The sequence below is a fragment of the Microbulbifer sp. CNSA002 genome (assembly GCF_047324085.1).
In the GTDB taxonomy this organism is placed as follows: Bacteria; Pseudomonadota; Gammaproteobacteria; order Pseudomonadales; family Cellvibrionaceae; genus Microbulbifer.
This window is the reverse complement of sequence record NZ_CP172449.1, coordinates 194602-207610: the sequence shown is the minus strand read 5'-3', so window position 1 is coordinate 207610 and position 13009 is coordinate 194602. Positions and strand designations below refer to the sequence as shown.

13 protein-coding genes and 1 tRNA gene are annotated in these 13009 nt (G+C 51.6%); 2 read left to right on the top strand and 12 right to left on the bottom strand.

Going from position 1 to position 13009, the window contains the following annotated elements:
• Window positions 1-66: 66 nt before the first annotated feature.
• Together ACG1BZ_RS00955 and ACG1BZ_RS00950 are read right to left on the bottom strand one after the other, a co-directional pair.
• The gene (locus ACG1BZ_RS00955) at window positions 67-2010 is read right to left on the bottom strand and encodes a hypothetical protein (protein WP_413664031.1); all 1944 of its coding nucleotides are present in this window, start codon (window positions 2008-2010) and stop codon (window positions 67-69) included.
• Between the two features lie 313 nt (window positions 2011-2323).
• Window positions 2324-2746 carry a c-type cytochrome gene (locus ACG1BZ_RS00950; RefSeq protein WP_413665824.1) on the bottom strand — a complete coding sequence of 141 codons (423 nt, stop codon included), beginning with the start codon at window positions 2744-2746 and terminating at the stop codon, window positions 2324-2326.
• 191 nt (window positions 2747-2937) lie between these two features.
• Between ACG1BZ_RS00950 and ACG1BZ_RS00945 the strand changes: the two genes are divergently transcribed.
• A tRNA-Arg gene (locus tag ACG1BZ_RS00945) sits at window positions 2938-3014 on the top strand.
• 478 nt (window positions 3015-3492) lie between these two features.
• Here the strand turns inward: ACG1BZ_RS00945 and moeA are convergent.
• Entirely contained in the window at window positions 3493-4734 is a 1242-nt protein-coding gene (moeA, locus tag ACG1BZ_RS00940; protein WP_413664030.1) for a molybdopterin molybdotransferase MoeA, read from the bottom strand.
• Window positions 4735-4775: 41 nt separating this feature from the next.
• A complete protein-coding gene (narL, locus tag ACG1BZ_RS00935; protein ID WP_108731363.1) occupies window positions 4776-5441 on the bottom strand; it encodes a two-component system response regulator NarL in 666 nt (221 codons plus the stop codon).
• A gap of 198 nt (window positions 5442-5639) precedes the next feature.
• Between narL and ACG1BZ_RS00930 the strand changes: the two genes are divergently transcribed.
• The gene (locus ACG1BZ_RS00930; RefSeq protein ID WP_413664029.1) at window positions 5640-7253 is read left to right on the top strand and encodes an MFS transporter; all 1614 of its coding nucleotides are present in this window, start codon (window positions 5640-5642) and stop codon (window positions 7251-7253) included.
• Between the two features lie 54 nt (window positions 7254-7307).
• Here the strand turns inward: ACG1BZ_RS00930 and ACG1BZ_RS00925 are convergent, their stop codons facing one another.
• The 8 genes from ACG1BZ_RS00925 to moaB all read right to left on the bottom strand — a co-directional run bounded on the left by ACG1BZ_RS00925 (window position 7308) and on the right by moaB (window position 13009).
• Window positions 7308-8510: a hypothetical protein gene (locus ACG1BZ_RS00925; RefSeq protein ID WP_413664028.1), complete on the bottom strand. Its 1203-nt coding sequence runs from the start codon at window positions 8508-8510 to the stop codon at window positions 7308-7310.
• A 100-nt stretch (window positions 8511-8610) separates the two neighbouring features.
• On the bottom strand, window positions 8611-9729 hold the full coding sequence (locus tag ACG1BZ_RS00920; protein WP_413664027.1) for an ATP-binding cassette domain-containing protein: 1119 nt from the start codon (window positions 9727-9729) through the stop codon (window positions 8611-8613).
• A complete protein-coding gene (gene modB, locus ACG1BZ_RS00915) occupies window positions 9729-10451 on the bottom strand; it encodes a molybdate ABC transporter permease subunit (protein ID WP_413664026.1) in 723 nt (240 codons plus the stop codon). Before modB ends, ACG1BZ_RS00920 begins: the two co-directional genes overlap by 1 nt.
• Entirely contained in the window at window positions 10448-11230 is a 783-nt protein-coding gene (modA, locus tag ACG1BZ_RS00910) for a molybdate ABC transporter substrate-binding protein (RefSeq protein WP_413664025.1), read from the bottom strand. Before modA ends, modB begins: the two co-directional genes overlap by 4 nt.
• A complete protein-coding gene (gene moaE, locus ACG1BZ_RS00905; protein ID WP_413665823.1) occupies window positions 11215-11694 on the bottom strand; it encodes a molybdopterin synthase catalytic subunit MoaE in 480 nt (159 codons plus the stop codon). The genes modA and moaE overlap by 16 nt, the downstream gene beginning before the upstream one ends.
• A 10-nt stretch (window positions 11695-11704) precedes the next feature.
• A complete protein-coding gene (gene moaD, locus ACG1BZ_RS00900; protein WP_413664024.1) occupies window positions 11705-11950 on the bottom strand; it encodes a molybdopterin converting factor subunit 1 in 246 nt (81 codons plus the stop codon).
• Between the two features lie 21 nt (window positions 11951-11971).
• Window positions 11972-12463 carry a cyclic pyranopterin monophosphate synthase MoaC gene (gene moaC, locus ACG1BZ_RS00895; RefSeq protein WP_413664023.1) on the bottom strand — a complete coding sequence of 164 codons (492 nt, stop codon included), beginning with the start codon at window positions 12461-12463 and terminating at the stop codon, window positions 11972-11974.
• Between the two features lie 3 nt (window positions 12464-12466).
• Window positions 12467-13009 (bottom strand): molybdenum cofactor biosynthesis protein B, encoded by a 543-nt coding sequence (gene moaB / locus ACG1BZ_RS00890; RefSeq protein WP_108731355.1) that lies wholly within the window; start codon window positions 13007-13009, stop codon window positions 12467-12469.

The following is a 13009-nucleotide window of genomic DNA, read 5'->3' as shown; positions in this document are numbered from 1 at the left end:
CACCCATCAGCTCCAAGAACAATAAAGGCCGCTTGAAAAGCGGCCTTTATTATATGTATCAATCAATTACTGGATTGCTGACAAGGTCCAGCGATCGATATAGCCCGAGGCTTCTTTACATGAATCAATACCACTTAATTTACAGTAGTCCAGCTCCTGATAAACACGGAGGTAGTAGTAAGTACCATCAAAAAAGAGGGGTTCTACTTCTCGATATCGCCATTCTACACAATCAACATTGTCTGCAGGACAAGAACTGAAAGTTTCACTGGTAGTAGGATCTACAAAATAGCGATGTTCACGCATAATATTTGTATCTGACCAGCTGAAAAGGTTAAATCCAGACTCTGTAATTCCTTCACTCCCTTCGGAAACGTGTGTACCACTTCCATCGGCAAAGTACCGTAATCCGAATTGTTCCTGATAGCTTGGGAATTCCGAATCCAGTAAATCGAAGATACCACCGTAATTGAATATGTCGGAAGGAGCAGGCATAACAGTACCGCGCACAACCGGAGTGGCAAAGTGGCCTCCAACCGAAACTAAAGAACCATCTGCTCTGCGCAAAACACCCAAAGTCCGAATAGCAGCTCCGTAAGCACCAAAAGTATAGTATTCTACTTTTACCCCACGATTACTTTCTATAACCAGGTTTCCGGCATCATTAAAAGAAAGTACGCCACCATCTTTATAACCAGAGAGAAGGTCAAACCTTTGATCAATCGTTCCATTTGCATTTGGAGTAATGATCGAAGGTTGCCAAGAATCTGCGTATGAAAAATTGCTATCCCCAGATTGATCTCTAAAGCCAGCAATAGAAAATTCAGCTGAAGCTATTTCCTTCAAATCTCCTGCTCTCTGGATATTTACTTGGGCAAACTGATTTCCCGCTTGGAAATTAACTGCGTTTGCCTCATTTAAATCTGGTGATTCGCACGAATAGGCATAATCAATTTTATACGCTGAATAAAATGCAGCATCGTAATATTTTGTTAATTGGATACTATTGAGTTTAGCCGAAGAACTTCCATCCGCCGTACACTCTTCTGGAAAATAGCCACTTCGATCCCAGCCAGATACATCTAAAATCGTTTTATTGTCGGAAATTACATAAGTTAACGGATTAATTGTTTCAACATCATAGTGATCATCTATAAACTGCCCTGAACCCGATTCCTCTCCAGATAAGTTCATCACAAATCCATGAATACGCTCTATCTGGGGATCTGCTGCAACAAGTATTACATCTTCTCCAGAATAACCTTCAACAGGTGTAATTTGCTCACTATCACTCAAAAGCTGGGCTAGAAGATCTTCATAATTTTCAGCATTTACAGAAGATGTATTTTTCAACTGTAGTGCTACCTTTGCAGCTACCGGATAATCTTGAATAAATTCATAAGTATTATCGTGAGAAAAAAGTGGCGATTCACCACCACTAATAACATAACGAAGCCCAACAGCACTTTCTAACAGCATTTCTTGTGGCAAAACCTGAGATGCATTCAACAACTCAGTAGATAAAGTAATTTCGCCTCCATTAACTTTTTCTAAAAAAGCAGCTGCAGCGGTAGACATCGCATTTACATAAAGTGTCGGTAGCTCATCAACAGAAACCAATCCGTCATTTTCACGCGCTTCTACCAGTGAAACATCTCCTACATAAGACTTGAGGATAACTTCTTTACGATTTTCATTGGCAGGATAACTAACAACTATGCTGACTAAGTCATCAACCTCTGAATCCATTATTTCTGCAGAAAAGACTTTTCCATCAACAGTTGCATCGTAATCAGTGTCACCCACTTTGACTCTCACAGTAGCAACATCATCAATACTTTCTCCGATTAGGCCTTGAATCGTGAACTGTACTGATTGCGAACCACCCCCACCAGAAGTATCAGGTAATTCTCCATTATCGCTATCACTTCCACCACTACCCCCGCCGCCGCTACAAGCAGCTAATAAAATCGATAGAGTAGTGAAATAAAGCAACTTCCCTAGCTTCATATATAAATTCCCTGTGTTGTTATATACATCTTTTTAAGAAGCAGGTGCGGATAATACAGATTCTGCTGGGTTGGAGGGAAATGGCGCCTAATTACGGCTTATTACATTTATATTTTAAGAATTTTTCCAATAGTCATGTATGACAACTAACAAATCTATTCTTTATATTTGACTTAATAAGTTAATTAAAAAGTCAAATATGTGGCTGAAAATCACCGACTAAAAAGAGTAAATTGGCTGAAAGCAAGTTTTCTTTAGGCTAGATACAAAAAAGGCCGCTCAATGAGCGGCCTTTTTCCAACAGAGAAACAGCTTACTTGCTGTTATCCACCATGTAATTCACAGCAGCTTTGATCTCGTCATCGCTACAGTCCATACACAGGCCTTTGGCCGGCATGGCATTGATACCGTTAATGGCATTGTTGTAAAGAGTATCCATGCCCTTGGCAATACGGGGAGCCCAAGCTGCGGCATCACCAAATTTTGGCGCACCGGCAACACCCATTGCGTGACAGGTCTGGCAGCTTGCGTTGTAGATATCCTGGCCACTGCGAGCAGCGCCGCCGCTAGCACCCTCAGGTGCCGCCGCTACTGCCGCCGCACACTCTTCACCTTTCATGCAGGTTTCACCTGCCGGAGCAATTCGCTCTGCGATTTCTTCATTAACAGACTGCTGGGCCACTGCCGTAGCCGCACTGACGGCCAATGCCGCCACAATACCCAAAATACGCTTCATCATATTCCCCCAAAAGGACCGAAGTGAGTTGGCCCACAAACGTTCAAAATATCGTCGCAAACTCCTACGCCGCGCATTATAAGCACTGCATCGCCACCTGCCAAAGACTATATAAGCCAACAGAATGTCCTTTAACCCGCCCCCCAGCTTCTGTATAATCCGCCTCCCATTGGCACAGATAGCCAATTAAACCGCCCGTAGCTCAGCTGGATAGAGCGTCGCCCTCCGGAGGCGAAGGTCAGAGGTTCGAATCCTCTCGGGCGGGCCATATACAAAAAAGCCCGCATAAGCGGGCTTTTTTGTATATGGCTAACTCCCAGGGTTTTGTTCGAACTCAGGTTCGACTCGGAGGCAGCAAAGCTGCCGTAGAGCAGCGAGCCCAACGGGCGAAGCTAATCCTCCCGCACACCACCCTCTTATGCGGGCCTCTTTGTATATGGCTAACTCCCAGGGTTTTGTTCGAACTCAGGTTCGACTCGGAGGCAGCAAAGCTGTCGTAGAGCAGCGAGCCCAAAGGGCGAAGCTAATCCTCCCGCACACCACCCGCTTATGCGGGCCTCTTTGTATATGGCTAACTCCCAGGTTTTGCTCGAACTCAGGTTCAACTCAGAGGCAGCAAAGCTGCCGCAGAGCAGCACCCCCAAAGGGCGAAGCAAACCCTCCCCGCCTTTACTAACTTCAATCAAATTAATTTGGATATAGCTTATACGAGCCCATACCCAATACAAAAGCAGCTGTAAAAAACCCTACCCCAACGGCACCCTCAAAGGCTCAATCACCACCTGCTCCCCGGCCGCTACACTGCCACTCTCTCGCGCCAAAACGATAAAGCAGTTAGCAGCAGCCAGACCGGAAAGAATATGGCTCCCCTGGGTACCAACCGGTTCTACTACCAATATCCCGTTTTCATCACTGCGATAAACACCCCGCTGGAAATCGGTACGGCCCGGCTTTTTCTTCAGCGGTTTTAACAGTTTTGCCTGTAAGGTCTGCGGGCCAGTCCACTGATCGCCTTTCATCACACTCAGGGCGGGGACGGCCAGCTGGTAGAAAGTTACCAGGGCGGAAACTGGGTTGCCGGGTAGGCCGAAGAAGGGCGTTCCCTGTAGGAAACCAAATGCAAAAGGTTTGCCGGGCTTCATCGCCACTTTCCAGAAGCCGATCTCTCCCAGCTCTTCCAACACTTCACGGGTGTAATCCGCTTCGCCAACGGAAACTCCACCGGAGGTGATAATAGCATCGGCCTCTTCGGAAGCACGCTGCAAGGCATTGGTAATAGCCTGTTTGTTATCGGGCAATATACCCAAATCCAAAATATCCAGGTCCAGCTGGTCCAGGGCTGATAACAGGGCAATGCGGTTGCTATCGTAGATATCGCCCTTACCCAGGGCTTCACCGGGCTGACGCAATTCATCGCCGGTGGAGAAAAGTGCGACTATCGGTTTACGCACTACTTTCACTACGCCCACTCCGGCAGCGGCGAGCAGGGCAATATGAGGAACGCTGATGAGCTCTCCAGCCTTAAGGAGACTAGCTCCTTCGGCTACGTCTTCACCGCAGCGGCGAATATGATCGCCAGTGCGAACTTCGCAATTTATTCGTATCGACTCCCCCTGGGCATCGACATTTTCCTGCATCACTACCGTATCTGCACCAGCGGGGACAGCGGCTCCCGTCATAATGCGCACGCAAGTGCCGGGGTTCACCACACCATCAAAAGGTGCACCGGCAAAAGATTTGCCGATCAGTTCCAGCGGCAAGCCACTAGCCAGGTCTTCAAAGCGCAGGGCGTAACCGTCCATTGCGGAGTTGTCGCAGGGCGGTAGGTTTACTGTGGAGATAACATCCTCAGCCAATACTCGACCGGCGGCTTGTGCCAGGGGCAAAGTCTCAGTGCCACTGATTGGGCTCAGTGCCTCAAGAAGTTTCTCGCGGGCGCTTTCGATGGGCATCAGGCCCGGTTGGCTACAGCAGTCGATAGTGGGCATGGACAATATCTCTTACTTCATTCCTTTGCGGTTGGGACAAATTAGTGGCTGCGGTTTTGGGATTCCGGTCGCTTCTGATTAACCATCCACACAGCAGCTTCTACGCGGGAGCGCATGCCCAACTTTTTCAATAAGTGTTTAACGTGAACCTTTACAGTGGCATCACTGATATCCAATTCACGGGCGATTAACTTGTTACTGAGGCCATCGGCGATCAATTGCAAGATCTGGTATTCGCGACTGGTAAGCGTCGACAGGGTATCCGCACCGGAATTGTCCGGTTTGCGCAGGGCGGAGGCGAGGATCTCGGTAAGGCGCTGGCTGATAGCGAGCTTGCCGTGTGTGGCCTGGATAACCTGATCGAGAATATCTTCCGGCTCCATATCCTTGAGCAGGTAACCATCGGCACCGGCACGAATACAGGAAACTACGTCCGCGTTGTTATCGGAAACGGTGAGTATCACGATACGTGAGGCTACATCGGCTGCACGCATTGCCCGCAGGGTATCCAGCCCGTCCATACCGCGCATATTCAGGTCCAATAGAATAAGGTCCGGCTCGTGCTGTTTGGCCAGCTCCAGCGCTTCCTCCCCGCTACTTGCCTCGGCTACCAACTCCAGGCTGGGCTCCATAGCAAACAATTGCTTGAGACCTTTACGAAACAGAGGATGGTCATCAACCATCATTACCGTGGCAGAAGAAGTCATGGGGTGTCCTGCTTCATTGCTGTAAGTTGTACTAATTCTGAACAGTGACTTTAACACAGGGCTCAGTGCCTGCGCTTACCCCCAAATGGGTAGCTATTACGCGCGGGGGCAAAGGGGTTACTTACTGTTGGTAATTGAGCAGGGATAAGCCCCGGCCCATAGTGGCCGGACGAATCATTTCGAGGAGGAGTGGCCGCCGTGTCTGACATCTACGAGTGGGCCCCAGAGGACAGCAAGTTCTGGCAGTCCAAGGGCAAAAAAATCGCAAACCGGAATTTGTGGATATCCATTCCCAGTTTGCTGTGCGGCTTCGCCGTGTGGCTCTACTGGGGCATTATTACCGTTCAAATGCTCAACCTTGGCTTCCCCATTGCCAAAGCCGATCTATTTACCCTGATGGCAATTGCCGGCCTCACCGGCGCTACTCTTCGAATACCCAGTAGTTTCTTTATTCGATTGTTCGGTGGACGCAACACCATTGTCTTTACCACAGCCCTATTGATGGTCCCTGCCCTGGGCACGGGTATCGCCTTGCAAAATCCTGAGACCCCATTGTGGGTATTCCAGCTGCTGGCTCTGCTGTCTGGTATTGGCGGTGGTAACTTCGCCTCTTCCATGTCCAATATCAGCTTCTTTTTCCCCAAGGAAAAACAAGGGTTGGCGCTTGGCCTGAATGCGGGCTTGGGTAACTTCGGTGTTACCACCATGCAGATCCTGGTACCGCTGTTTATGACCTTCGGTGCCTTCGGCGCTGCCGGCGGCGACCCCATGACCCTGGTTAGCAGCTCTGGCTCCCTGATTGGCAAAGTACCAGCTGGTTCTGAAGCGTGGATTCAAAATGCTGGTTTTGTATGGCTGCTGTTCCTGATTCCACTGGCCTTTGTCGGTTGGTTCGGTATGAACAACCTGCGCACCGACGAAGTCACCCCGGATGTGGGCAGCTCTATCGGCGCGATGTTGAAGATGACCATGATGCTGGGAATCGGCCTCTTCACCGCAATCACAGGTCTGTGGCTGTTGCTTCCCGAAGCGGCCAATGGTTCAGGCTGGGGCGTGCCCAAGGAAATCGTGCTGGTGCTGGTAATCACCGCTACCGTGTTCGGCTTGAAGCTGCTGCCCGGTGAGATCAAAACCAGCTTGCAGCGTCAGTACCGTATCTTCAACAACAAGCACACTTGGGTGATGAGTGTCATTTACACCATGACCTTCGGCAGCTTTATCGGTTTCGCTGCGGCCTTCCCCCTGGCTATCAAGGTGATCTTCGGATACAGCCACGTGATGGTGGATGGGGTTATGACTCACGATACCATCAACAACAATGGCCCCAGCGCCCTGATGTACGCCTGGATGGGTCCATTTATCGGCGCCCTGATTCGCCCGGTGGGTGGTTGGATCTCCGACCGCATCGGCGGAGCCCTGGTTACCCAAATCTGTGCTGCAATCATGGTGGGTAGTGCCCTGGGTGTGGCTTACTACATGAAGGCCGCCTACGGCTCAGCCACTCCGGAAGAGTTCTTCCTGCCCTTCTTCCTGCTGTTCCTGGTGCTGTTCGCCGCTACCGGTATCGGCAATGGCTCTACCTTCCGCACCATCGCCATGGTGTTCCCGAAAGAGCAGGCAGGCCCGGTATTGGGATGGACTTCAGCAGTTGCCGCCTACGGTGCCTTCTATATTCCCAAGGTCTTCGGCGAGCAGATCAAAGCCACCACCCCGGAATACGCTCTGGCAGGCATTGCTATCTTCTACGCGGTTTGCCTGGTGGTTAACTACTGGTTCTACCTGCGCAAGAACGGCGAATTCTACAATCCATAATTTGGTCTCACGGGCGGGAAACCGCTGTTGCGGGGAGGTTTAACCTCCCCTTTTTTATTTCACCTGAATAAATATCGGCGTTATATCCGAACCTTCAAGCAGGCTGGAAATCAGCTGTCTATCGGTATCCCTGCGATAGTAGATCGTCACTTCATCCAAGTCTTCAACGGTCGGCATCGTCGGGCATAGATGCCTGGCAATAGCCATACACATCTGCTCATAAAAATCTAAATCGTGCAGCTTATCCAGATAGATATGGCACCCTGCGATATCCTCAGCACTAATCGTATAGTTGTAACCTATGGGCGGCTGAAAATAGTAGGCCTGCACAGTAATAGATCCATCTGCATTTTCAGTGACTTCGTATTGGACAGGTCTGCCGCAGATACTCTGTTGGTACCCAATAAGATCCTCCGCAACTGAGGCAAGACTGTCATCCGTCTCAATGGTGCTCTCAATTTCACTGTAGGCTTGATGGATAGCTTCAAAACAGCTCAAGCAGGACATAACACCCGCTTCTTGCAGCTCTGGCAGCAGTTCTGTCGCCATATCTTCAAGCAATTGCACCAGCTTTTCTGCCGAAATAGCGTCGCGAAAATAGTAAGAGCCTTCTCTCTCAAGCGCCGACTGGAAGATTTTTAGCTTGCGCTCCGGGCAATAGAAATCGAGGTGGTAGAGAGGCTGTTCTGGATCGGAAGTGTGGTTATTCAGCTCTACCTTGCCCAAATACGGGATAAAAAAGGTAAAGGACCAGTACTCCGGGCAGTGAATAAATCGCCGGCAGTGCTCTTCGATATAACCGGGCAGATATTGAAGGTCGAAGAGATTAGCCAGATGATAGTTACCACCACCCTGGTATTCCGCTATTGAGTCATAGTTATAAAACGGGTGCTCGCCGTGGAAATCTATCTTAACTCTCTGCCCACTGGCTGCGCGGCAAGCCAGATGAAAGTACAAGGCATCGTCTTTGTAAGTAGAGCGGATAACGATAGCGTCACCCTTTCGGCGAAGCTGATAGCGGAAAGCATCGATCCGGTAGGGCTCGCAATCCTCAAGTAGCTCGGCAATTTCCAGCTCACCCGATTCCAGGCGGCTTACTCGATAGTTGTGCCCGCCTTCGTCTATGCAGCGAGTAAGTACTGGGTGTAGATCCTCAATGGTCACAGCTTTCGCTACAGGTAAGCCCTCGACCTGTGCTTTTTCCCGGTAAAACTTATCGCCCTCGTTAAAGAGAGAAATTCCCAACACAACGCCCATAGGAGCACCACTCAGTTAGCTGATATTCAAACTTAGCAAAAAAATTGCTGGGGTTTTAGGGATCGAAGAAATGCACTTTCAGAAATTGCCCTGGAACTACTTACAAACCAGCAAGACTACCGGCCTTAAACTGGGCAAAGTAGGTAGTGCCTTCACGCAGTTCTAGGCGCTCGCAGGAGAGACGGGAAATATCTGCGTAGAACACCTGATCAGCAGCGGCTAACTGTAAACGAATGCGGCCGTCGGTAAGGTTCTGCTTAGCAACTAAAGTTACCGGCAGGCAATTGAGGATACTGGACAAGCCCGGCTTCTCTACACTGAGGCTAATATCTCCAGCTTCCAGCAGAAAAGCTGCGGTATCGCCTTTGCGATAATGGCCTGCCACCCTATCTGCAAAGATAGAAATCCCCCCCAAATCCAAAGTCAGCAGACCATCGTTTAGGGATTCCACTCGCGCTTCAATCCGGCTGCGACAGCTATCCCCTACGCCGTGGCTATCCAGGCGCTGGGCAACTTCAGGTAAAGAAAGTGGTGCGGATAAATTGGCAGAATCCATCCACAAACAGCGCTGGGCCAGTAGCTGGATTTCATCAAAGTCGTGACTGGTCCAGATTACCAGCGCCGGATATCGAGCCCAGAAATCCCGTAGGGTCGGCAATAGGCGCCGCAGCACTTGGGCGCGGTCAACCGCTGAAAGCGGCTCATCAAATAATTGCAGCGGCGCGTTGTTAAAAAGCTGGCGTAATACAGCCACTCGCTGGGCTTCTCCACCAGACAATAGCTCCACCGGCTGATGGAGTAGCGGTTCAATACCAAAAGCCTTTAACAGCCGATCACACTCTTCCTCGGGTAGTGGCCTGCGGCTGTAACGGCGGGCTAGTGCCAGGTTATCTGCCACCGACTGGCCGGCAAATAAGCGGCTGTCCTGAAAGCCTAAAGAAAGCGTTCTTTTATGGGTGGCCAGGGCGCGGCGTCCGCGCTGCCAAACCGTATTGGCAAAAGTGATATTGCCACGGCAGTGGCGCTGGCCAGCCAAAGCAGCCAGTAATGTGCTCTTGCCACTGCCGGAGGGGCCGGTAAGGCCGAAAATCCCAGAGGCAGGCAGCTCTAATTGCCAGGGAGTCGCAGCGTTAAGCGGAGTCTCTAGCCCTGTAACACTCAATCCGGTGGAATCAGAAGTGGTAGACGCAGTACCGAAAAGGGGTAAGGTTATTTCCATTAGCCCAGCACCCCCATTACCGGTTTAGCCTGCTCGTTGTTTGATCCGCGCGGGGCCAAACTATGTCCCAGCCAACGGGCAGCGAGTAGCAGTACGGTAGTAATCCCCATCAACATCAAAGCCAGCCGGTGCGCCGCACCGTATTCCATCGCCTCCACATGCTGATAAAGAGCGATAGAAACCACCTGGGTCTCACCGGGAATAGCGCCACCAATCATCAGCACTACCCCGAACTCACCTAGGGTATGGGCAAACGTTAAAGCGCAGGCACTCACAATAGCGGCGCGACTCGCCGGCAAAAGAACTTTTAATAATGCCGCCCAGGGCGGTATACCCAGTGCTGCGGCAGCCTGGGTCAAACGCTGGCCATTGGCATTAAACGCTGCCAATAGCGGCTGTACCATAAACGGCAGGGAATAAATCACTGACGCAAACACCAGGCCGGTGAAGGAAAACACCAAAGGGCCATCAAAAAGTTGTGACAGCCACTGCCCGGGGGCATAGTTGGGGGAAAATAAAAGCAGTAAATAAAAACCCAACACCGTGGGTGGCAGTACCAGCGGCAGGGTAATTAATACCTCGATACCGTGGCGCCAGCGACTCTGCCATTGGCTCAATTTCCAGGCCAGGGGAACACCGATAATAAACAGGAGTAAGGTGGTTAATCCGGCCAATTTTAAAGTTAGCCACAAGGCCTGCCAGTCGGCAGTGGCGATATTCATAAGCCACTCCCTCCATCTCTACTTCGATCTTGAGTTGGCAAAACACCGTAACCCAAGTGGTATAACTGCGCCTGCACTTCCCCTGAACGCAAATAGTTAGCGAGGGATTGTGCCTCTTTAGGTCGACGACTCTGGGTGGGAATCAGCAGCTGCTGTTCAATGGGTTTGTACAAATGCTGCGGCAGCAACCAGTAGTTGTCGCGGCCGGCTGCTTGCATCTGGCTGGCGGCGACAAAGCCCAGCTGCGCATTGCCGGAATCCAGCATTAAATAGGCTTGGCCTGCATTGTGGGCCCGGGCCAATTGAGTTTGTTTTTTCTTCCACAAATCCAGGCTTTGCAGCGCTTGCCGTGCGGCACTGCCGAACGGCGCTACTTTCGGATCGGCTAATACAATTTTATCGGGCCAGGTTTGCAGTAACTGCTCGATATTCGATTCCGATTTTGGGTGCCAGAGAGCCAGTAAACCCAGGGCGTAAGTCTGACGACTGTTGGCCAGTGCCCCACCCTGCTTTTCCAACAGTTCAGGTCGCTCACGATCCGCAGACAGGAATAAATCGAAGGGCGCGCGGTGCGCTATTTGTTGGTAGAGCACCCCGGAGCTGCCGCTACTGATTTGCACCACACAGGCATGGCGACGCTCAAATTCCGGTAGTACCTCTTCCAGTGCCGGTCGGAAGCTGGCCGCTACGGCCACCCGCAAGGTGCAGTTATCCGCATTAACCGGCAGCACGATGGCCACCAGTAAAGCGGATAGCAGCAGGCTCAGCCGGCGGACCACTTTTCCATCTCCGCAGCATCGCTGGCCCGAGCTGCGACCCAGCGCTCTGAAGGCTTACCGGATTTATCTGCTACCGCTTCGCGCTTCCAGAAAGGCGCCTCAGTTTTGAGGCGATCCATGATGTATTGGCAGGCGGCAAAGGCAGCTTGACGGTGGGGGCTGGTAACACCGACAAAAACAATCTCATCGTTGATCTGCATGGGGCCAACACGGTGGACGATAGCCACACGACCCAGGGACCAGCGATCGCGGGCATCATTGATAATCCGTTGCAGGCTTTTTTCGGTCATACCCGGATAGTGTTCCAGGGCCAGGCCGCAGACATCACTACCGGCATTGAAGTCCCGCACCGAACCCACAAACAGGGCGCAGGCACCATCACCACTGTTGCCTTGCAGCGCAGTATATTCAGCCGCTACGTCGAGGGGCGTTTCACAGACTTCAATACGATCAACAGCTGTCATATTGGCACCACTAACCGCCGGTAACCGGCGGGAAAAATGCAACTTCATCCCCAGCCTTCACCTGGGCTCCGGTTTCTGCCAGCTCCTGGTTCAGGGCCATACGAATATCGTCTCTTTGCAGATGCGAGCTCCAATCCGGGTGCTGTTCACAGAGGGTTTTGCGCAACTCGCTGAGACTGCCGGAAAAATCCTTCAGGGTAATCTCGCCCATGCCCAATTGCTGGCGCAGACGCGCGAAAAACAGAACCTTTACCATCGCTTTACACCTCTGAAATTTTTACGCCTTGTCCGCAGCATCGCCGCGCCAGTGGCCGCGCTTACCGCCGGTTTTTTGCAGCAGGCGGGTCGGACCGATTTCCATCGCCGGGTCCACGGCTTTGCACATATCGTAAATGGTCAGCGCCACTACCGAAGCTGCGGTTAACGCTTCCATCTCTACTCCGGTGCGCCCGGCCAGGCGGCAGAAAGCGGTGATATGCACACTGTGCTTTTCCGGCTGTAATTCGAAATCCACCGCTACTTTGGTCAACGCCAGCGGATGGCACAGGGGAATTAAATCCGAGGTTTTCTTCGCGGCCTGGATGCCGGCGATACGAGCTACAGAAAGCACATCGCCTTTTTTGTGCGCCCCTTGGCTCAGCAGTGCAAAAGCCTCGGCACTCATACTGATACTACTCTCGGCCAGGGCACTGCGGTCAGTGATGTCCTTCTCGGTAACATCCACCATGCTGGCTTCGCCGCGCTGGTTTAAATGGGTTAATTGGCTCACAAATTACCCCCGGCTCTCGCAGGGCGCGCTGGCAAAGCGCACATGAGGGATAAAGTTACAGGGCTTGTGGCGGGCATCCAGTTGCTCCAGCAATATGCCTTCCCAAGCCGTGCGGCAGGCTCCGGTGGAACCAGGCATACAACATATCAGTGTGCGATTAGCCAGGCCGGCGAGCGCGCGGGATTGCACGGTGGAGCTGCCGATATCCCCAAGGGAAATATGGCGGAACAGCTCGCCGAAGCCGTCGACGGTTTTATCGAACAGCGGGCTCAGGGCCTCCGGCGTGGAGTCGCGATCGGTAAAACCAGTACCACCGGTCACCAATACCACCTGCACTTTCGGGTCGGCAATCCAGGCGGAGACCACCGCGCGCATCTGGTAAACATCGTCCGGGGTAATGCGCTTATCTGCGAGCTGATGGCCGGCAGTTTTGAGGGCTTCCACCAGATACTGGCCAGAGGTATCAGTCTGCTCGTTGCGGGTATCGGATACGGTAAGTACCGCGATATTGAGCGGTACAAATTCTTTGCTAGCGTGTGCGGACAT

What these genes read in the sequence shown, in the direction of transcription:
- moaB (WP_108731355.1), bottom strand. Translation starts at nt 13,009, where the DNA reads ATGTCCGCACACGCTAGCAAAGAATTTGTACCGCTCAATATCGCGGTA.
- moaE (WP_413665823.1), bottom strand. Translation starts at nt 11,694, where the DNA reads ATGACAGCTGTTGATCGTATTGAAGTCTGTGAAACGCCCCTCGACGTA.
- ACG1BZ_RS00920 (WP_413664027.1), bottom strand. Translation starts at nt 9,729, where the DNA reads ATGGAAATAACCTTACCCCTTTTCGGTACTGCGTCTACCACTTCTGAT.
- ACG1BZ_RS00950 (WP_413665824.1), bottom strand. Translation starts at nt 2,746, where the DNA reads ATGAAGCGTATTTTGGGTATTGTGGCGGCATTGGCCGTCAGTGCGGCT.
- modB (WP_413664026.1), bottom strand. Translation starts at nt 10,451, where the DNA reads ATGAATATCGCCACTGCCGACTGGCAGGCCTTGTGGCTAACTTTAAAA.
- ACG1BZ_RS00925 (WP_413664028.1), bottom strand. Translation starts at nt 8,510, where the DNA reads ATGGGCGTTGTGTTGGGAATTTCTCTCTTTAACGAGGGCGATAAGTTT.
- narL (WP_108731363.1), bottom strand. Translation starts at nt 5,441, where the DNA reads ATGACTTCTTCTGCCACGGTAATGATGGTTGATGACCATCCTCTGTTT.
- ACG1BZ_RS00955 (WP_413664031.1), bottom strand. Translation starts at nt 2,010, where the DNA reads ATGAAGCTAGGGAAGTTGCTTTATTTCACTACTCTATCGATTTTATTA.
- moeA (WP_413664030.1), bottom strand. Translation starts at nt 4,734, where the DNA reads ATGCCCACTATCGACTGCTGTAGCCAACCGGGCCTGATGCCCATCGAA.
- moaD (WP_413664024.1), bottom strand. Translation starts at nt 11,950, where the DNA reads ATGGTAAAGGTTCTGTTTTTCGCGCGTCTGCGCCAGCAATTGGGCATG.